Annotated in this window: 17 protein-coding genes and 1 rRNA gene; 3 read left to right on the forward strand and 15 right to left on the reverse strand. The window is 72.7% G+C overall.

Features of this window, described 5'->3' with window-relative positions; all coding sequences use genetic code 11:
• Positions 1–126: 126 nt before the first annotated feature.
• The 5 genes from ACZ4W9_RS02965 to ACZ4W9_RS02985 all read right to left on the reverse strand — a co-directional run bounded on the left by ACZ4W9_RS02965 (position 127) and on the right by ACZ4W9_RS02985 (position 5,830).
• A complete protein-coding gene (locus tag ACZ4W9_RS02965) occupies positions 127–1,839 on the reverse strand; it encodes a bifunctional uroporphyrinogen-III C-methyltransferase/uroporphyrinogen-III synthase (protein WP_467932739.1) in 1,713 nt (570 codons plus the stop codon).
• Positions 1,836–2,831, reverse strand: coding sequence for a hydroxymethylbilane synthase (hemC, locus tag ACZ4W9_RS02970; protein ID WP_467932740.1), 996 nt, complete (start codon positions 2,829–2,831; stop codon positions 1,836–1,838). The genes ACZ4W9_RS02965 and hemC overlap by 4 nt, the downstream gene beginning before the upstream one ends.
• On the reverse strand, positions 2,828–4,507 hold the full coding sequence (locus ACZ4W9_RS02975) for a glutamyl-tRNA reductase (RefSeq protein WP_467932741.1): 1,680 nt from the start codon (positions 4,505–4,507) through the stop codon (positions 2,828–2,830). The genes hemC and ACZ4W9_RS02975 overlap by 4 nt, the downstream gene beginning before the upstream one ends.
• Complete coding sequence (locus ACZ4W9_RS02980; RefSeq protein WP_467932743.1) at positions 4,504–5,268, reverse strand: redox-sensing transcriptional repressor Rex; 765 nt, start codon at positions 5,266–5,268, stop codon at positions 4,504–4,506. Before ACZ4W9_RS02980 ends, ACZ4W9_RS02975 begins: the two co-directional genes overlap by 4 nt.
• Before the next feature lie 280 nt (positions 5,269–5,548).
• Positions 5,549–5,830: a glutaredoxin family protein gene (locus tag ACZ4W9_RS02985; RefSeq protein WP_467932744.1), complete on the reverse strand. Its 282-nt coding sequence runs from the start codon at positions 5,828–5,830 to the stop codon at positions 5,549–5,551.
• 93 nt (positions 5,831–5,923) lie between these two features.
• Here ACZ4W9_RS02985 and ACZ4W9_RS02990 point away from each other — a divergent pair, with 93 nt between their 5' ends.
• From ACZ4W9_RS02990 to ACZ4W9_RS03000, 3 genes are all read left to right on the forward strand, one after another.
• Positions 5,924–6,838 (forward strand): HAD family hydrolase, encoded by a 915-nt coding sequence (locus ACZ4W9_RS02990; protein WP_467932745.1) that lies wholly within the window; start codon positions 5,924–5,926, stop codon positions 6,836–6,838.
• A gap of 295 nt (positions 6,839–7,133) precedes the next feature.
• Complete coding sequence (locus tag ACZ4W9_RS02995) at positions 7,134–7,913, forward strand: ECF subfamily RNA polymerase sigma factor, BldN family (RefSeq protein WP_467932747.1); 780 nt, start codon at positions 7,134–7,136, stop codon at positions 7,911–7,913.
• A gap of 260 nt (positions 7,914–8,173) precedes the next feature.
• The gene (locus ACZ4W9_RS03000; protein WP_467932748.1) at positions 8,174–9,412 is read left to right on the forward strand and encodes a DUF5667 domain-containing protein; all 1,239 of its coding nucleotides are present in this window, start codon (positions 8,174–8,176) and stop codon (positions 9,410–9,412) included.
• Between the two features lie 93 nt (positions 9,413–9,505).
• Here the strand turns inward: ACZ4W9_RS03000 and ACZ4W9_RS03005 are convergent, their stop codons facing one another.
• The 10 genes from ACZ4W9_RS03005 to rrf form a co-directional block, all read right to left on the reverse strand.
• Positions 9,506–10,582, reverse strand: a complete 1,077-nt coding sequence (locus ACZ4W9_RS03005) for a lysophospholipid acyltransferase family protein (RefSeq protein WP_467932749.1) — start codon at positions 10,580–10,582, stop codon at positions 9,506–9,508.
• Positions 10,583–10,596: 14 nt separating this feature from the next.
• Positions 10,597–11,658 carry an NAD-dependent epimerase/dehydratase family protein gene (locus tag ACZ4W9_RS03010; RefSeq protein WP_467932751.1) on the reverse strand — a complete coding sequence of 354 codons (1,062 nt, stop codon included), beginning with the start codon at positions 11,656–11,658 and terminating at the stop codon, positions 10,597–10,599.
• Positions 11,659–11,888: 230 nt separating this feature from the next.
• Positions 11,889–11,987, reverse strand: a complete 99-nt coding sequence (locus ACZ4W9_RS03015) for a 30S ribosomal protein bS22 (RefSeq protein WP_003948845.1) — start codon at positions 11,985–11,987, stop codon at positions 11,889–11,891.
• Positions 11,988–12,123: 136 nt separating this feature from the next.
• Positions 12,124–12,336 carry a helix-turn-helix domain-containing protein gene (locus tag ACZ4W9_RS03020; protein ID WP_121791081.1) on the reverse strand — a complete coding sequence of 71 codons (213 nt, stop codon included), beginning with the start codon at positions 12,334–12,336 and terminating at the stop codon, positions 12,124–12,126.
• A 129-nt stretch (positions 12,337–12,465) separates the two neighbouring features.
• Positions 12,466–13,299, reverse strand: coding sequence for a phosphatase (locus ACZ4W9_RS03025; protein WP_467932752.1), 834 nt, complete (start codon positions 13,297–13,299; stop codon positions 12,466–12,468).
• A gap of 470 nt (positions 13,300–13,769) precedes the next feature.
• Complete coding sequence (locus ACZ4W9_RS03030; RefSeq protein WP_467932753.1) at positions 13,770–14,942, reverse strand: acetoin utilization protein AcuC; 1,173 nt, start codon at positions 14,940–14,942, stop codon at positions 13,770–13,772.
• Positions 14,893–16,125, reverse strand: coding sequence for an MFS transporter (locus tag ACZ4W9_RS03035; protein WP_467932754.1), 1,233 nt, complete (start codon positions 16,123–16,125; stop codon positions 14,893–14,895). Before ACZ4W9_RS03035 ends, ACZ4W9_RS03030 begins: the two co-directional genes overlap by 50 nt.
• Before the next feature lie 23 nt (positions 16,126–16,148).
• Positions 16,149–16,892 carry a VC0807 family protein gene (locus ACZ4W9_RS03040; protein WP_467932756.1) on the reverse strand — a complete coding sequence of 248 codons (744 nt, stop codon included), beginning with the start codon at positions 16,890–16,892 and terminating at the stop codon, positions 16,149–16,151.
• A gap of 92 nt (positions 16,893–16,984) precedes the next feature.
• The gene (locus ACZ4W9_RS03045) at positions 16,985–17,629 is read right to left on the reverse strand and encodes an HAD family hydrolase (RefSeq protein ID WP_467932757.1); all 645 of its coding nucleotides are present in this window, start codon (positions 17,627–17,629) and stop codon (positions 16,985–16,987) included.
• Positions 17,630–17,711: 82 nt separating this feature from the next.
• Positions 17,712–17,828: ribosomal RNA gene (gene rrf / locus ACZ4W9_RS03050) — 5S ribosomal RNA — on the reverse strand.
• Positions 17,829–17,988 lie beyond the last annotated feature (160 nt).

A 17,988-nucleotide genomic window follows, 5' to 3' on the forward strand; every position in this document is an offset into this window, starting at 1 on the left:
GTGGTTTCTCCCCCGTTGTCTCATGCGCCCGGGCCTGCCCGTAGGTGGGAGGGGAGGAGAGAACGAAGGGGGGGACCACCCCGCGCCGCACCCCCCCCCCCCCCCCCCCCCCCCGGCCGTGCCGTCTCAGGTCGTCGAACGGCGTCTGCGTGCCCCCGGGCGGCGTTCGCTCGGGCGGGTCACCGGGTCCCCCGCCTCCAGAGCGGCGGCGCGGCGCCGCATGCCGAAGTCGGCCAGGGCCTCCGCGAGCTTGTGGACGGACGGCTCGGGGGCCATGACGTCGACGCGCAGGCCGTGTTCCTCGGCGGTCTTGGCCGTGGCCGGGCCGATGCAGGCGATCACCGTCACGTTGTGCGGCTTGCCCGCGATGCCGACCAGGTTGCGGACCGTCGAGGAGGAGGTGAACAGGACCGCGTCGAAGCCGCCGCCCTTGATCGCCTCACGGGTCTCCGCCGGCGGCGGCGAGGCCCGCACGGTGCGGTACGCCGTGACGTCGTCGACCTCCCAGCCCAGCTCGATCAGCCCGGCCACCAGGGTCTCGGTGGCGATGTCGGCACGCGGCAGGAAGACGCGGTCGATCGGGTCGAACACCGGGTCGTAGGGGGGCCAGTCCTCCAGGAGGCCGGCCGCCGACTGCTCGCCGCTCGGCACCAGGTCCGGCTTCACGCCGAAGGCGACCAGCGCCCTGGCGGTCTGCTCGCCCACCGCGGCCACCTTGATGCCCGCGAAGGCACGGGCGTCGAGGCCGTACTCCTCGAACTTCTCCCGGACCGCCTTCACCGCGTTGACCGACGTGAACGCGATCCACTCGTACCGGCCGGTGACCAGGCCCTTGACCGCCCGCTCCATCTGCTGCGGGGTGCGCGGCGGCTCCACGGCGATCGTCGGCACCTCGTGCGGCACCGCGCCGTAGGAGCGCAGCTGGTCGGAGAGCGAGGCCGCCTGCTCCTTGGTCCGCGGCACGAGCACCTTCCAGCCGAACAGCGGCTTGGACTCGAACCACGACAGCTGGTCGCGCCGGGCCGCGGCGGAACGCTCGCCGACCACGGCTATCACCGGCCGGCCGCCGTCCGGCGACGGCAGCACCTTGGCCTGCTTCAGCGTCTGCGCGATCGTGCCGAGCGTCGCCGTCCAGGTGCGCTGGCGGGTCGTCGTACCGGCGATCGTCACCGACAGCGGGGTGTCCGGCTTGCGGCCCGCCGAGACCAGCTCGGCCGCCGCGGCGGCCACCGAGTCCAGCGTGGTGGAGACGACCACCGTGCCGTCGGAGGCGCCGACCTCGGACCAGCACCGCTCGGAGGCGGTCCGGGCGTCCACGAAGCGGACGTCCGCGCCGTCGGCGTCGCGCAGCGGCACACCGGCGTACGCGGGCACGCCGACCGCCGCCGCGACCCCGGGGACGACCTCGAAGGGCACCCCGGCCGCGGCGCAGGCGAGCATCTCCTCCGCCGCGTACGTGTCCAGTCCCGGGTCCCCGGACACCGCACGCACGACCCGCCTGCCGCCCCGCGCGGCCTCCATGACAAGATGAGCGGCATCCCGGGCAGCACCCGGGACAGCGGCGGGGGTTGACGTGCCGTCAACTACCGTCAGCTGGGGCGTGCCCGTGCCCGGCGGCGAGACCGAAGAGGGGTCGGCGTCGGTCTGCACGACGGAGACACCCTGTCGGGCGTGCGTCCGGATGACGTCGAGCACCTCGTGCTCGGCGACCAGGACGTCCGCGCTCGACAGCGCCTCCACGGCGCGCAGAGTCAGCAGTCCCGGATCCCCGGGTCCGGCACCGAGGAAGGTGACGTGCCCGTGTTCCGGACCGGCGGCAGGAAGGGCGGTGGGGCTCAATGTGCTCGCTCCCCCATCAGACCGGCCGCGCCCTGGGCGAGCATCTCGGTGGCGAGTTCGCGACCGAGTGCCCACGCCTGGTCGTGCGTCTGGGGCACGGGACCGGTGGTGGACAGCTGCACCATGCGGGTGCCGTCGGTCGTGCCGACGACGCCGCGCAGGCGCATTTCCTTGACAATCTGCCCGTCGGCATGGGGGTCCCCCCGCTCGAGCGGAGCCGAGAGTGGGGGAAGGTCGGCCAGCGCCCCTACGGGTGCGCTGCAACCGGCCTCCAGGGCGGCGAGCAGTGATCGTTCGGCGGTGACGGCGGCCCGGGTGAGCGGGTCGTCCAGCGCGCCTAGCGCGGCGATCAGTTCCGCGTTGTCCGCGGTGCACTCGATCGCCAGGGCCCCCTGGCCGGGGGCGGGCAGAACCGTGTCGACCGACAGGAAGTCGGTCACCTCGTCGATGCGGCCGATCCGGTTGAGGCCGGCGGCGGCCAGCACGACCGCGTCCAGCTCGCCGTCGCGGACGTACCGGATGCGGGTGTCGACGTTGCCGCGGATCGGGACGGTCTCGATGTCCAGTCCGTGCGCGCGGGCGTACGCGTTCAGCTGCGCCATGCGGCGCGGCGCGCCGGTGCCGATGCGGGCGCCGCGCGGCAGGTCGGTGAGCTTCAGCGCGTCGCGCGCGACGATGACGTCCCGCGGGTCCTCGCGCACCGGTACGGCGGCCAGGACCAGCTCCGCGGGCTGCGCGGTCGGCAGGTCCTTGAGCGAATGAACCGCGAAGTCGACCTCGCCCCCGAGCAGCGCGTCCCGCAGCGCGGTGACGAACACACCGGTGCCGCCGATCTGCGCCAGCGCCTGCCGGGACACATCGCCGTAGGTGGTGATCTCGACCAGTTCGACGGGCCGGCCGGTCACCTCGCGGACGATCTCGGCCACCTGCCCGGACTGGGCCATGGCGAGCTTGCTCCGCCTGGTCCCCAGCCGCAGTGCCTTCTCACTCATGCTGGCCCTCGGTTCTTGTTCCGCGTGCTGTTCCCGGCCCCGGAGACGGCCGTCTCGGGCTCGAGGTCGAACAGGGTGCGCAGCGCGTCCGCGTACCCGGCGCCGCCGGGCTCGGCCGCGAGCTGCTTGACCCGTACGGTCGGCGCGTGCAGCAGCTTGTCGACGACCCGGTGCACGGTCTGCCGGATCTCGCCCCGCTGGCGTTCGTCCAGGTCGGGCAGGCGGCCGTGGAGGCGGGCCAGCTCACTGGCGACGACGTCGGCGGCCATGGTGCGCAGCGCGACCACGGTCGGCGTGATGTGCGCCGCCCGCAGCGCGGCACCGAAGGCCGCGACCTCGTCGGCGACGATGCGCCGGACCTGGTCCACGTCGGCGGCCATCGGCGCGTCGGCGGAGGCCTCCGCCAGCGACTCGATGTCCACCAGGCGGACCCCGGCCAGTCGGTGCACGGCCGCGTCGATGTCGCGGGGCATGGCCAGGTCGAGCAGGAAGAGGAAGGGCGCGGGGCGCTCGGCCACCGGCTCCGGCCTGCGCCGCTCGGGGATCCGGCCGACGGTGGCGGCGGTCGCGGCGAGCGCGGTGATCAGCTCGGCGTCCGCCTCGGGGCTGCGGCGCTCCCGGCGGTCGGCCGTGCTGCCGCCCGCGACCCAGGCCGCGTGCTGTTCCAGGGTGGCCGCGTCCATGCCGGCCACGGCGGCCTCGCCCATGAGGGAGAAGCCGGGCTGTACGGCGGCCAGGTCCAGCGGGCAGTTGTCGTCGGCGCCGAGGCCGGTGTGGCGCTGCGGGGCCGCGGGCCTCGCGGCCGGGGCGCCGGTGTCGGCGACGGGGTGTCCGGTGCGGTCCTCGACCGCGTGCGCGACCGCCTCCGCCGTGAGCACCAGGCCCGTCGCCCCGGTACAGGAGACGACGACGTCGGCACGTGTCAGTTCGTCGGCCACCGCGTCCATGCGCACCGCGCGGGCGGTCACCGCGTTGTCGTCGGACTCCATGAGGATCCCGGCGAGCCGCTCGGCGCGCTCGAAGGTGCGGTTGGCGACGACGACCTCGGCGACCCCGGCGCGCGCCAGCGTGGCGGCGGCCAGGGAGGACATCGAGCCGGCGCCGATGACCAGCGCCTTCTTGCCGCGCGCCCAGTCGGGCACGGCCCGGCCGACGGCCAGCTGCTCCAGGCCGAAGGTGACCAGGGACTGGCCGGCGCGGTCGATGCCGGTCTCGGAGTGGGCGCGCTTGCCGACCCGCAGGGCCTGCTGGAACAGGTCGTTCAGCAGCTTGCCGGCGGTGTGCAGCTCCTGGGCGCGGGCCAGGGAGTCCTTGATCTGGCCGAGGATCTGGCCCTCGCCGACGACCATCGAGTCCAGCCCGCAGGCCACCGAGAACAGGTGGTGGACGGCCCGGTCCTCGTAGTGCACGTAGAGGTACGGCGTCAGTTCCTCCAGGCCGACCCCGCTGTGCCGGGCGAGCAGCGTGGACAGCTCGGCGACACCCGCGTGGAACTTGTCCACGTCGGCGTACAGCTCGATGCGGTTGCAGGTGGCGAGCACCGCGGCCTCGGTGGCGGGCTCGGCGGCGACCGTGTCCTGGACCAGCTTGATCTGGGCGTCCGCGCTCAGCGCGGCCCGCTCCAGCACGCTGACCGGGGCGCTGCGGTGGCTGAGGCCTACGACGAGGAGGCTCATGCCGGCATCACGGCGGGGACGTCCCCGTCGGGTCCCTGGTCGGCGGCGGTGTCGCGGGGGGCGGCGGCGGGCAGGGCGCCGTCGCCCGCGGGGCTCTCCTCGCCGGCCTTGCGCTGCTCGTGGAACGCGAGGATCTGCAGCTCGATGGAGAGGTCGACCTTGCGCACGTCGACGCCGTCCGGGACGGACAGCACGGTCGGCGCGAAGTTCAGGATGGAGGTCACGCCGGCGGCGACGAGCCGGTCGCAGACCTGCTGGGCGGCGCCCGCCGGGGTGGCGATCACGCCGATGGAGACCCCGTTGTCCTTGATGATCTTCTCGAGGTCGTCGGTGTGCCGCACCGGGATGCCCGCGACCGGCTTGCCGGCCATCGCGGGGTCGGCGTCGATCAGCGCGGCGACCCGGAAGCCGCGGGAGGCGAAGCCGCCGTAGTTGGCCAGGGCGGCGCCGAGGTTGCCGATGCCGACGATCACAACCGGCCAGTCCTGGGTCAGGCCGAGCTCGCGGGAGATCTGGTAGACGAGATACTCCACGTCGTAGCCGACGCCGCGCGTTCCGTAGGAACCCAGGTACGAGAAGTCCTTGCGCAGCTTGGCGGAGTTGACTCCCGCCGCCGCGGCCAGCTCCTCGGAGGAGACCGTGGGGACCGAGCGCTCCGACAGTGCGGTCAGGGCTCGGAGGTACAGCGGAAGCCGGGCGACGGTGGCCTCGGGAATCCCTCGGCTACGGGTCGCCGGTCGGTGTGTTCGGCCAGTTGCCACGGTGCTCCTGCGGGTAGAGCGGGGCTGTAGGCGGTCATACGTCCCCAGACCGCCCCGTCGACAGCAGGCTATGTCTTTGTGAACGCGTGCACAAAGATGGTGTCCGATTTGCCCGGCAGAAGTGACCGGGGTCACGCCGGTTTCACGCCCGGAGCGGGAACCGGCGCGCACGCACCGACGTTCCTTCGTTACTGGGGGCAAAACCGCACACTCTCCTCACGAATCCCGCCCCCGAGACCAAACCGCCGTCGATCCTAAGCGACTTTCCGACCGGTTTGGACTAGTCGGTCAGTGCCCGGCGCAGTCGCTCCTCGTTCACGCGCCAGAAGGTGTGCTGTTCACCGTCGATCAGTACGACGGGGATCTGCTCCCAGTAGCGGTCGTGGAGGTCCCGGTCCTCCGTGATGTCCTTCGGCTCCCACGGCACTCCGAGGTCGCCGCACACCCTCTCGACCACCAGCTGCGCGTCGTCGCACAGATGACAGCCGGGCTTGCGGATCAGGGTCACCAGCCGCGCTCGCGGCTCTGCCTTGCGTCGGAAGAGCGGACTCATACCGGCCATTCTCGCGCCCCCGGGCGACCCCTTCGCCCGGCGTTCACACCACGCCAACCTCTCGACTCCGGAACCTTCGGACACAGTGGCTATGCTCGCGTCATGGCCGCTCTCGGATGGCTCACTCCCCGTAGGCGCTCCGCCACGGCGCGGAGCGTGTTGGCAGGCGAGGCCTCGGCGGAGGCCGCCCGCAAGTCCTCGCTGGAGACCGCCACGCCCGAGGAACCGCAGTTCCCGGTGTTCGGCGACGTGCGGGCCGCCGCCTTCTTCGACCTGGACAACACGGTGATGCAGGGAGCCGCGCTCTTCCACTTCGGCCGGGGCCTGTACAAGCGGAAGTTCTTCGAGACCCGCGACCTCGCCCGGTTCGCCTGGCAGCAGACCTGGTTCCGGCTGGCCGGCGTCGAGGATCCCGAGCACATGCAGGACGTCCGCGATTCGGCGCTGTCGATCGTCAAGGGCCACCGGGTCGCCGAGCTGGAGTCCATCGGCGAGGAGATCTACGACGAGTACATGGCCGACCGCATCTGGCCCGGCACCCGCGCCCTCGCCCAGGCCCACCTGGACGCGGGCCAGAAGGTGTGGCTGGTCACCGCGGCCCCGGTGGAGATCGCCCAGGTGATCGCCCGCCGCCTCGGCCTGACCGGCGCCCTCGGCACGGTGGCCGAGTCGGTCGACGGCGTCTACACCGGCCGGCTGGTCGGCGAGCCGCTGCACGGGCCCGCCAAGGCGGAGGCGGTGCGCGCGCTGGCCGCCGCCGAGGGGCTGGACCTCTCCCGCTGCGCGGCCTACAGCGACAGCCACAACGACATCCCGATGCTGTCCCTGGTCGGCCACCCCTATGCCGTCAACCCGGACGCCAAGCTGCGCCGGCACGCCCGCGAGCAGGACTGGCGGCTGCGGGACTACCGCACGGGCCGCAAGGCGGCGAAGGTCGGCATCCCGGCGGCGGCCGGGGTCGGCGCGGTGGCCGGCGGCACGGCGGCCGCGATCGCCCTGACCCGGCGGCGCCGGTAGCGGCGAGCCGGTCACGCACTCCCGTCCGCGCGCACGATTATGCCGCGGCCATTTCAACACGCCTCGTACTTCATCGAAACACGCCTCTTTTCGTTCAAGAACCGATCAAATTCATGAACTTGACCCGGCATCAAACAGCCACAGAAGCGACGCAATCGATGATTTGAGCAACTCGGTGTAGCAGGGCCTGTACGAAGCGTTATTCTCCTCAGACGCAAACCGGTACCCCTCCGTCGCTACGACGGGTGAACGGTCCCGCACTGCACGTGATGGAAGCTCTGCCTCTGGGAGTCCCGTGTACCCACACGTCGGGGTTGACGCCTCGGGCCTGGCTACGCTGCGCGCAACGGTCGCGACGGTCAAGGAAACACTGCGCGGCTTCGTCCCCCCCGCGTACGCCGTCCCCGCTTTCGCAGCCGCCGCGCCCACAGGCCCGTGCTACGCACTGGCCGACGGCAGCGCCGCCGTCGGCAGACGGGGGCGTGCCACCGGCCCGGCCACCGCCCGCCGGCCGGCCGCCGACAGCGACAGCGCCCGCATGATGGACCTCGTCGAACGCGCCCAGTCCGGCGAGGCCGAAGCCTTCGGGCGCCTCTACGACCAGTACAGCGACACCGTCTACCGGTACATCTACTACCGCGTCGGCGGCCGGGCCACCGCCGAGGACCTCACCAGCGAGACCTTTCTGCGGGCCCTGCGCAGGATCGGCACGTTCACCTGGCAGGGCCGTGACTTCGGCGCCTGGCTGGTCACCATCGCCCGGAACCTGGTCGCCGACCACTTCAAGTCCAGCCGCTTCCGGCTGGAGGTCACCACGGGCGAGATGCTCGACGCCAACGAGGTCGAGCGCTCCCCGGAGGACTCCGTCCTGGAGTCCCTGTCCAACGCCGCCCTGCTCGACGCGGTACGGCGGCTCAACCCACAACAGCAGGAGTGTGTGACGCTCCGCTTCCTCCAGGGCCTCTCGGTCGCCGAGACCGCCCGGGTCATGGGCAAGAACGAGGGCGCCATCAAGACCCTCCAGTACCGCGCCGTGCGCACCCTCGCCCGGCTGCTGCCGGACGACGCCCGCTGAGCGGACGACGGCGGGCGCCCGACGGTCGGGGCCACGGCGGGCGACGCTCAACTCACGCCGCGTGACGGCGTGTTGTCTTTCCGTACCGCTCGCCCGCCGTCCGTAACCCAAGTGCCGCGCCAGTCGTTGTGCGGGATACAGGCTCCCTGTGGTCACGTCCCGACCGTCCCCGATCACCCGATCCGGGGACACGCTCGTGGACGTGCAACCCTCAGGACCCCCTGGGGAGTCGACCGTCATGACGAGAGGAGGTGCCGCCAGTGATCGCGAACGTATCGGCGCACCGGCGGGCGAACGCCTTCGCCCAGGCCCTGGAGGAGCAGTCCGACCAGGACACGGCGGCCGAGCAGTCCGAAGGCCCGGCGGGTTCCCCGCCGACCGCCGAGGAGCGGACCGAACAGGGCCGGCTGCTGGCCCTGACGACGGGGCTCGGCGCGCTGCCCCGGCCGCAGCTCGACCCGGAGGTCAAGGTCGTCCAGCGGGCCCAGTTGGTGGCCGCGATGGAGGCCATGCTCCAGGAGGGGACCGGGGCGGCGGACACGTCCGTGCCGGAACAACGCTCCGCCCGGGCGAGGGGCGCCCACCGGGCGGGACCGCTCGGCAGGTTCCGCCCGCGCACCAGGCTCACCAAGGGGCTCGCGGCCGGCGGGCTCAGCGTCGGCGTGGCCGCCGGGGCCTTCGGCGGGGTCGCCGCCGCCAGCTCCGACGCCCTGCCCGGCGACTCGCTGTACGGCCTGAAGCGCGGCATCGAGGACTTCAAGCTCAACTACCTGACCGACGGCGACGACCAGCGCGGCCAGACCTACCTCGACCAGGCCTCCACCCGGCTCGGCGAGGCCCGCCGGCTGCTGGAGCGCGGCCGGGGCGGCCACCTGGACCACGAGTCCATCGGCGAGATCCGCCGCACCCTGGCGGGGATGCGGCACGACGTCACCGAGGGCCACCGGCTGCTCCACGCGGCGTACGAGGCCGACCCGGACTCCCTCGGCCCCATCCAGGCGCTGTCCGCCTTCTCCCGGTCCCACCGCGAGGCGTGGAGCGCGCTCAGCGACAAGCTGCCCGTCCAGCTCGGCGACGTCAAACAGCAGGTGTCCTCGGTCTTCGACGCCATAGACGAAGAGGTCGCCCCGCTGCAGTCGCTGCTCCCGCAGCAACCGCCCCGGCCCGGCGGGGACCGGCGCCCGGGTGACGGCTCGGGCCCGGCGGCCACCGACTCCTCGGGCACCCACCGGTCGGCGCCGCCCGGCTCCCCCGGCCACACCCCGTCCCCCGGCCGGCACTCCGGCACGGACGCGCCGAGCGACCCGGCGACCGGCAGCAGCGGCGAGGGACTCCTCGACGGCGGTGCCGACGGCCTGCTCGACCCGCCGAAGACCGGCAGCACGGGCGGTTCCCCGTCCGCCGGCAAGTCCCCGTCGGCCCAGCCGGACGTCACCATCCCGCCGCTCATCCCCGACCTGCTCCCCGGCCTCGGCATCGAAGGCGAGGACCAGGACTAGCCCGCTGCGGGGGACGCCCCCTTCCCGAGCAGGGGCGCCCCCGCAGCCGTACGCCTCTCACCAGGTCCCCCGGGAAACCTCCGAGGAGACCGCTCAGAAGAACACCGACCGCCGCTGCACCAGCAGCTTGTACAGCGTGTGCTGGATCTGCTCGCGCACCTGGTCGGTCAGGTTGAACATCAGCATCGGGTCCTCGGCGGCCTCCGGCGGATAGCCGTCCGTCGGGATCGGCTCGCCGAACTGGATCGTCCACTTCGTCGGCAGCGGGATCGCGCCCAGCGGGCCGAGCCACGGGAACGTCGGCGTCAGCGGGAAGTACGGGATGCCCAGCACCCGGGCCAGCGTCTTGGCGTTGCCGATCATCGGGTAGATCTCCTCCGCCCCGACGATCGAGCAGGGGACGATCGGCACGCCCTGCCGCAGCGCCGTCGAGACGAAGCCGCCCCGGCCGAACCGCTGGAGCTTGTAGCGCTCGCCGAAGGGTTTGCCGATGCCCTTGAAGCCCTCCGGCATCACCCCGACCAGCTCGCCCTGGCCCAGCAGCCGTTCCGCGTCCTCCGCGCAGGCCAGGGTGTGCCCCAGCTTGCGGGCCAGCTCGTTGACCACCGGCAGCACGAAGACCAGGTCGGCCGCGAGCAGCCGCAGATGGCGGCCGGCGGGGTGGTGGTCGTGCACGGCCACCTGCATCATCAGGCCGTCCAGCGGCAGCGTCCCGGAGTGGTTGGCGACGATCAGCGCCCCGCCCTCGGCCGGGATGTTCTCGACGCCCTTCACCTCGACCCGGAAGTACTTCTCGTACACCGGCCGCAGCAGCGACATCAGGACCTGGTCGGTCAGCTCCTCGTCGTAGCCGAAGTCGTCGACCTCGTAGTCCCCGGTGAGCCGGCGCCGCAGGAAGGCCAGCCCGGCCGCCACCCGCCGTTCCAGGCCGCCGTCCTGCCCGCCGTCGTGCCCGCCGTCCTGCGGGGGCCGCACCGGCTCCTCCGCACGGTCCACCGGCTCGTCCTCCCCTGCCCGCTCCCGGCCCGGCAGCGGCTGGACCGCGCCCCTCCCGCCCGGCTCGCCGAGCGCGCCGCGCCGGTCGCTCCCGCCGCGCCGCCGCGCCTGGCGCTGGGCGGCGCTCCCCCGGGACCGGTCGTCATCGAACGGAATGACCTTGGCGTCCGCCATCGTTGCCGCTCTCCTCAGTTGGCGCTGTGCGTCTGGGGGTGGCCGGCCGCCCTCGCGGACAGCACGGCGACCCGGTCGACGGCCCCCGCGAGGGTCTCCGGCGGCAGCAGCCCCGGGCCCAGGGAGCGCGCGAAGTCCGCGAACGTCTCGGCCGTCGTGTAGCGGGGGGCGAAGCCCAGCGTCTCGCGCATCTGGCCGGTGTCCACCACCCGCCCGTGGGTGAGCAGCCGGATCTGCTCCGGCGAGAAGTCCGTCATACCGAGCGTACGCACCAGGGAGCCGGCCCAGGTGACCGCGGGCAGCAGCAGCGGCACGGTGGGCCGCCCGAGCCGCCTCGAGCACTGCGAGAGCAGCAGCACGCCGTCCCCGGCGATGTTGAAGGTGCCGCTGTTGAGGCTGCCCCGGCGCGGTTCGTGCGAGGCGATCCGCAGCACCTCGATCACATCGTCCTCGTGCACGAACTGCAGCCGCGGGTCGTAGCCGAACACGGTCGGCAGGACGGGCAGCGAGAAGTAGGAGGCGAGCGGGGTGTCCACGGTGGGGCCGAGGATATTGGCGAACCGCAGCACGCACACGGCGACGTCCGGCCGCCGCCGCGCGAACCCGCGCACGTACCCCTCCACCTCGACGGCGTCCTTCGCGAAACCGCCGCTGGGCAGCGACTTGGCCGGGGTGGTCTCGGTGAACACGGCCGGATCGCGCGGCGCGGAGCCGTAGACGTTCGTGCTGGACTTCACCACCAGCCGGCGCACGGCCGGCGACTTCTGGCAGGCACCGAGCAGTTGCATGGTGCCGATGACGTTGGTCTCCTTGACCGTGGCCCGGCTGCCGCCGCCCAGCGCGGTGCCGGTCACGTCCAGGTGGACGACCGTGTCGGCGCCCGTCTCGGCCAGCACCCGGGCGATCGTCGGCTGCCGGATGTCGGTTTGGACGAAGTCGGCGCCGCCCAGGTGGTGTGCCGGCGGCACCGCGTCCACGGCGATCACCCGGTCCACCTCCGGGTCCCGCAGGATCCGCCGCACGAACCGGCCGCCGAGCTGCCGGGCGACTCCGGTGACGAGCACGACCCTTCCCAAGATCAGCGCCCTCCTTCCCGCGTAACCGGTATCCCGCGTTCCCCGTGTGCGGCCAACCTAGCCGGTCGGCGGCGCGGTGGGAGGACCCCCGGTGCGCGGGGGGACGGAATTTCCCCCGTCGGCACATGCCCGGAACATGCCGGTGGCCCCCCACCACTGCTGGTGGGGGGCCACAGGTGCCACGCTCTCGCGGCGTCGCTCGCGATCACCCCGCTCGCACGGGGGACCGCCTACTTCTTGTTGCGACGCTGAACGCGCGTGCGCTTGAGCAGCTTGCGGTGCTTCTTCTTGGCCATCCGCTTGCGCCGCTTCTTGATAACAGAGCCCACGACTACCCTCGCTCACTTCTCATCACTCGGTTGTTTGGGCGCCATGGGCCCACACGACCTACGAGGGGCTAGCCTACCCAACCGAGCGCCGAGGTCGTAATCGAGGGGGTCTCCCCCGGTCACCCGGGGGTCGCCGTCAGGCCGTCTCCACCCCCACATAGCTGTCGCGGAGGTACTCGTGTACCGCTTGCTCCGGGACGCGGAAGGACCGCCCCACCCGGATCGCGGGCAGATGACCGCTGTGCACCAGGCGGTACACGGTCATCTTGGACACTCGCATCACCGAGGCGACTTCCGCCACGGTAAGGAACTGAACCTCGTTCAGAGGCCTCTCGCCAGCTGCAGCCATGACACACCTGAACCTTCCGCACTCGACGGCCACCGGCTTCCCCTTCCGGTGACTCTTCGTCGTTGCGTGCTCACTCCCCAGACTAGGGGCGGGTGATGCGAGTGGGGAAGAGGTGCACCCATCGGCGGCCTACTGTGACAAGCGGGCCCGATGGAGCACGTAGCGGGCCAGCGGGCGGTAGTGAGCAGACCGCACTGCGTCATCAACCGGAACGACGACGGACACCCGTCCCTCGGCCTCCCCGACGAACGGCGCGGGGTCGTCGGTGTCGGCTAGACCGATGGCCTCGAACCCCAGCTGACCTGCGCCGCAGACCCATCCGTGATCACCGACGACCAGCTCCGGAAGCGGTCCGCCGGCCTCGGCGGCGGCCTCCAGCGCGACCCGAACCGGGAGCGGCGAGTGGGTGTGGGCACCCGGCTCACAACCGGGGCGCCCGCTCACCGGTTCCCGCACCAGGGCAACCCCTCGTACGTAGTCGAGGCGATGCGGACGTAGACCGAACCGGGTCAATATGTCGACACAACGACCCTGCGCGGGGGTGAGGATCTCACATCCCGCCGCCGACAGCGCGTCCGCCAGAGCGGCGTAGAACCCCAGCAACCGTCCCGGGTGCCCGGTGCCGAACAGCACGGGAGCACCCCGCCGGGCCGCCTCCCGGATCCGCCCGGCGAAGGCGTCGAGGGCGGCGAGCGTCCGCTCCGGATCGATCACGTCCGGTCCGCTCGTGTGCCGGGGGTCGGCCGAGACCCCGCACTTCCGCGCCATCAGGGCGAGCAGGTCCCCGAGCCCCCAGGCGCCTTCCGGGTCGATCCCGATCAGCGCACGCGGATCCCGGGCGGCGAACAGCCGGTAGCTGCGCAGACTGTCCTCCCGCGAGGTCGCCACCACCCCGGCCAGCCGAACGGCCACCAGATGGGCACGGAGCCGGGCGGAGGACGACACGGAGCGATGGTGACCCATCGGGGGCGGGGCCGGGGCGGAAACACCGGGATTGCGCGCGGATGGCCCAACGAGCGAACGGGCCCTCCACCGGGTCCCTCCACGCCCGGCCTCCCCGGCCGACGGCACGGGCGGTGACCGGCGCGACCCACCGCGGCGTGATGCCCGTACCCGGCCCCGCGCCACCATCCGCCCACGGCCGGCGCCACACCGTGCGCATGCACCGACCGGCACTGCGACAGCGGGCGCACCGGCCTGCGAGCCGGCAGGGCGACACGGCCGCCGGTGCTCCGAACAGCGGGCACTCCGGGCGACGCACCGCAGGGCACGCACGGCCGGTACTTCGGCGCGGGCGCTCCGCCGGCGAGCCGGCAGGGCGATACGGCCGCCGGTGGGCCGACACACCGCAGGACACGCACGGCCGGTCCTTCGGTACGGGCCCCGGGCCGGGGTTCGCGAGGGGCGCTCCCGGTGGGCGTTCCCGGCGGGTCTTACGGCAGGAGGCCGCGCAGGGGGAACGCCGCTCGGCGGGTCGCCAGGATCGCCTGGTCGATGCGGTCGGCCGGGTCGTAACCCGACTCCCACGCGCCGTACTCCACCGGCCGGCGCCCGTCCGTCATCCGCCGCGGCCCCGGCTGCCGGGTCCGGGCGAACACCTCCTGCCGCCAGCTCTCGGGGATCACCGACTCCGGCTCCAGCGGCTTGCCCGCCGCGATGCCCACGAGATGCGTCCAGGACCGGGGTACGACGTCCACGACCGCGTATCCGCCGCCGCCGAGGGCGACCCACTTGCCGTCCGCGTGGGCGTGCGCCAGCTCGTGGCACGCCAGCTGTACCGCCCGCTGCGCGTCCAGCGAGACGGCCAGGTGGGCGAGCGGGTCCTCGAAGTGGGTGTCGGCGCCGTGCTGGGAGACCAGGACCTGCGGCCGGAAGCCGGCGAGCAGTTCCGGCACCACCGCGTGGAACGCCCGCAGCCACCCCGCGTCCCCGGTCCCGGCGGGCAGCGCCACGTTCACCGCCGCGCCCTCCCCCGCGCCCGCGCCCGTCTCCTGCGGCCACCCGGTCCCCGGGAACAGCGTGCCGGGATGCTCGTGCAGCGAGATGGTCAGCACCCGGGGGTCCTCCCAGAACGCGGCCTGCACCCCGTCCCCGTGGTGCACGTCGACGTCCACGTAGGCGACCCGCTCGGCGCCCAGCTCCAGCAGCCGCGCGATCGCGAGGGCCGCGTCGTTGTAGACGCAGAACCCGGACGCGCCGCCCGGCATCGCGTGGTGCAGCCCGCCCGCGAAGTTCACCGCGTGCTCGGCGTCCCCCCGCCACACGGCCTCGGCCCCCCCCACCGACTGGCCCGCGATCAGCGCGGACACCTCGTGCATGCCGGCGAACGCCGGATCGTCGAGCGTGCCGAGTCCGTACGAGCCGTCGGCGCCCGCCGGGTCCGCCGACGCGGCCTTCACCGCGTCGATGTAGTCCTCCCGGTGGACCAGCCGCAGCGTCGACTCGCCGGCCGGTTTCGCCGCGACGACCGCCAGCTCCCGGTCCAGCCCGAAGGCCCCGACCAGCCGGCGGGTCAGCTCCAGCCGGACCGGATCCATCGGATGGCTCGGACCGAAGTCATAGCCCGTTACTGCCTCGTCCCACATCAGCTGTGCGCGGCCGCTCATGCCCGCCACCGTATCGGTCCGGTTGAGCCGCGAACGACCTGGCGTACGCCAGTGTCACCAGTACCAGCACCATCGGCACGAGCATGGCGCCCCGGTAGCTCCAGGCGTCCCCCAGGGCGCCCACCAGCGGCGAACCGATCAGGAAGCCCACGTAGTTGAAGATGTTCAGCCGCGCGATGGCCGCGTCCGAGGCCCCCGGACCGTGTTGTTCGAACGCGTGCCGGCCGGCCGCCGCGAAGGTCTGCGGCACCAGCACGCACAGCCCGAGTCCCAGCAGCGTGAACCCGAGCATCCCCACCCACGCGCCGGGCGCCAGCGCCACCACCGCGAACCCGCCCGCCGCGACCAGTGCCCCGAGCCGGACGACCGCCGCCGCCCCGAACCGCCGTACCCCGAGGTCCCCGACGGCCCGGCCCGCCAGCGTGGTCACCATGTACACGTTGTACGGCACGGTCGCCAGCTGCTCCGAGCCCCCCAGCACGTCCTTCAGGTACTTCGCGCTCCAGTTGGAGACGGTCGAGTCCCCGATGTAGGCGAAGGTCATCACCAGGCACAGCGGCAGCAGCAGCGTGAAGGCGGCACCACCGCCGTCCGCACGGTCGTCCCGCACCGGCGCGGGCGCCCCGTCGACGTACCACCGGCTCCCCAGCAGCGCCGCCGGCAGCAGCACCGCCACCACCGGCAGGTACGACACCCACAGCGCGAGCTGCCAGTGCGCCCCGGCCCAGGCCAGCGAGGCCCCGACGATCCCGCCCAGGCTGTAGACGGCGTGGAAGCCGAGCATGATGCTGCGCCCGTACGACCGCTGGAGGCTGACGCCGAGCATGTTCATGGACGCGTCCAGCGCGCCCACCGCCAGGCCGAAGACGCCCAGCGCCACCGCCAGCGCGGCCACCTGCCCGGGCCCGCCCGCCCCGGCCCCGAGCAGCGCCAGCAGCACCACCGGCTGGGACCAGCGCAGCACCCGGCTCGGCCGGACCCGCCGCACCAGGCGCTCGGTGGCCACGCTGCCGACCCCGGCGAGAATGGGGACCGCGGCCAGGAAGGCCGGGAGCAGCGCGTCGGAGACGCCGTACCGGTCCTGGACGGCCGGGATGCGCGTCACCAGCAGGGCGAAGGCGACGCCCTGGGCGAAGAAGCCGAACGCCAGCGAGGCCCTGCCGCGCCGCAGCACATCAGTCATGGCGGCGAGGGTAGGGCCCCGGATTACCTGTGGGTAGATCCGGCCAAAGGTGAGTTCGGCTCAGTTTCCATCGGCCGAGGGCCGGACACGGCGGCCCCGGTCTCGGCGGTGACCAGCCGGCCCATCGGCCCCGCGGCCAGTGCGCCGCTCACCAGGAAGGTGACCGTCAGGACCATCACCACGGCGACCGTACCCAGCCACACCATGGTGTCCACGGGGAGCGTGTAGGCACCGGCGACCCGGGCCGCGCACTCCAGCAGCAGCCCGCCGCCCCACAGTAGGGAGAACAGCCGCTCCTTGCGCCGGAACCGCTCCGAGCCGGCCGCCGCGCCCGACGCGAGCCGCGCCCAGGCGGCCTCGCGGGCCGGGTCGCCCTTGACCAGGAAGGGCTGCACGACCGTGCTCATCATGGGCCTGCCGAGCGCCACGGACAGCAGGATGCCGACGGCCACCGTGCTGCCGACCGCGCCGTCCTTGGCGAGCATCAGCCGCGGATCGCCGGAGACGAGGCTCAGCACCAGCGAGACGACGTTGACGGCGAGGATCAGGGCGGCCAGCGCGTTGATCCGCCGCTCGCGCACCAGTGAGGAGACGGTCCGCACGGCGGGCACCACACTGCTCAGGGCGAGCGCGGTCAGGGTGCTCGTGCCGAGGGCGTCCTTGCAGAGGTAGTAGGCGCCGAGTGGCGCGGCGATGTCGACGAGCAGCGGCTTGACGTGGTCCGCCGCGCCCGGCTGCCGGTCCTGGTTCCCCGTGGTCTTCGTCATGCCCTCAGCTTCGCCGCGGGGCGGGGTCCGGCGGTAGGAACGATCGTCCGCAGGCCGGGGTGACAAATGTCAGCCCGGTCCGCCGCCGGCGGTCATCCCAGCAGGCCGGTCAGCTCCTCCATGCGGGAGAAGAGGTGCCCGGCGCCCGCGAGCCGCTCCGCCGGTGTCATCGCGGTGAACCCGTACACGTCCATCCCGGCCGCCACGGCGGCCTGGACGCCCAGGGGGGAGTCCTCCACGACCACGCACCGCCCGGGGGCCACGCCCATCCGCCGGGCCGCGTGCAGGAACAGGTCCGGCGCCGGCTTGCCCCGTCCGACATCCTCGGAGCTGAAGATCCGCTCGTCCGTGAACCACCGGTCAAGGCCGGTCGTGCGGTGTCCCACCCGTATCCGCTCGTGGCTCCCGGAGGAGGCCACGCAGTACGGCACCCCGTCCGCGGCCAGTTTCTCCAGGACGCCGGTCGCCCCGGGCACGGGCCGCAGCTCCCGCTCGAACGCGGCGAACACCCGGGCGTGGAAGACCTCGTCGAAGTCCTCCGGCAGCCGCCGGCCGGTGCGCTCCAGCACCAGGTCGTGGACGCGGTGCATCGCGGAGCCCATGTAGTCGCGGATGGAGTCCTCGTACGACGTCGGGTGTCCCAGTTCGGTGAGATAGGCGGCCAGCAGCCGGTTGGATATCGGCTCGCTGTCCACGAGGACACCGTCGTTGTCGAAGATGACGAGGTCATAGCGCATGCCGTAGACCCTAATGGACCCGGAATGACCCGAAACGCAGAAAACCCCCGCACCCGAAGGTGCGGGGGTTTCCCCAAAAATTGTTCGGCGGTGTCCTACTCTCCCACAGGGTCCCCCCTGCAGTACCATCGGCGCTGTGAGGCTTAGCTTCCGGGTTCGGTATGTAACCGGGCGTTTCCCTCACGCTATGACCACCGAAACACTATGAAACAATCAACCGGAACGCCCCCGACAAGAGGCGACATGGTCGTGGTTTCAGAACCAACACAGTGAACGCGAGCATCAATGGACAAGCCCTCGGCCTATTAGTACCAGTCAACTCCACCCGTTACCAGGCTTCCATATCTGGCCTATCAACC

This window comes from Streptomyces sp. NPDC029296 (genome assembly GCF_055569255.1).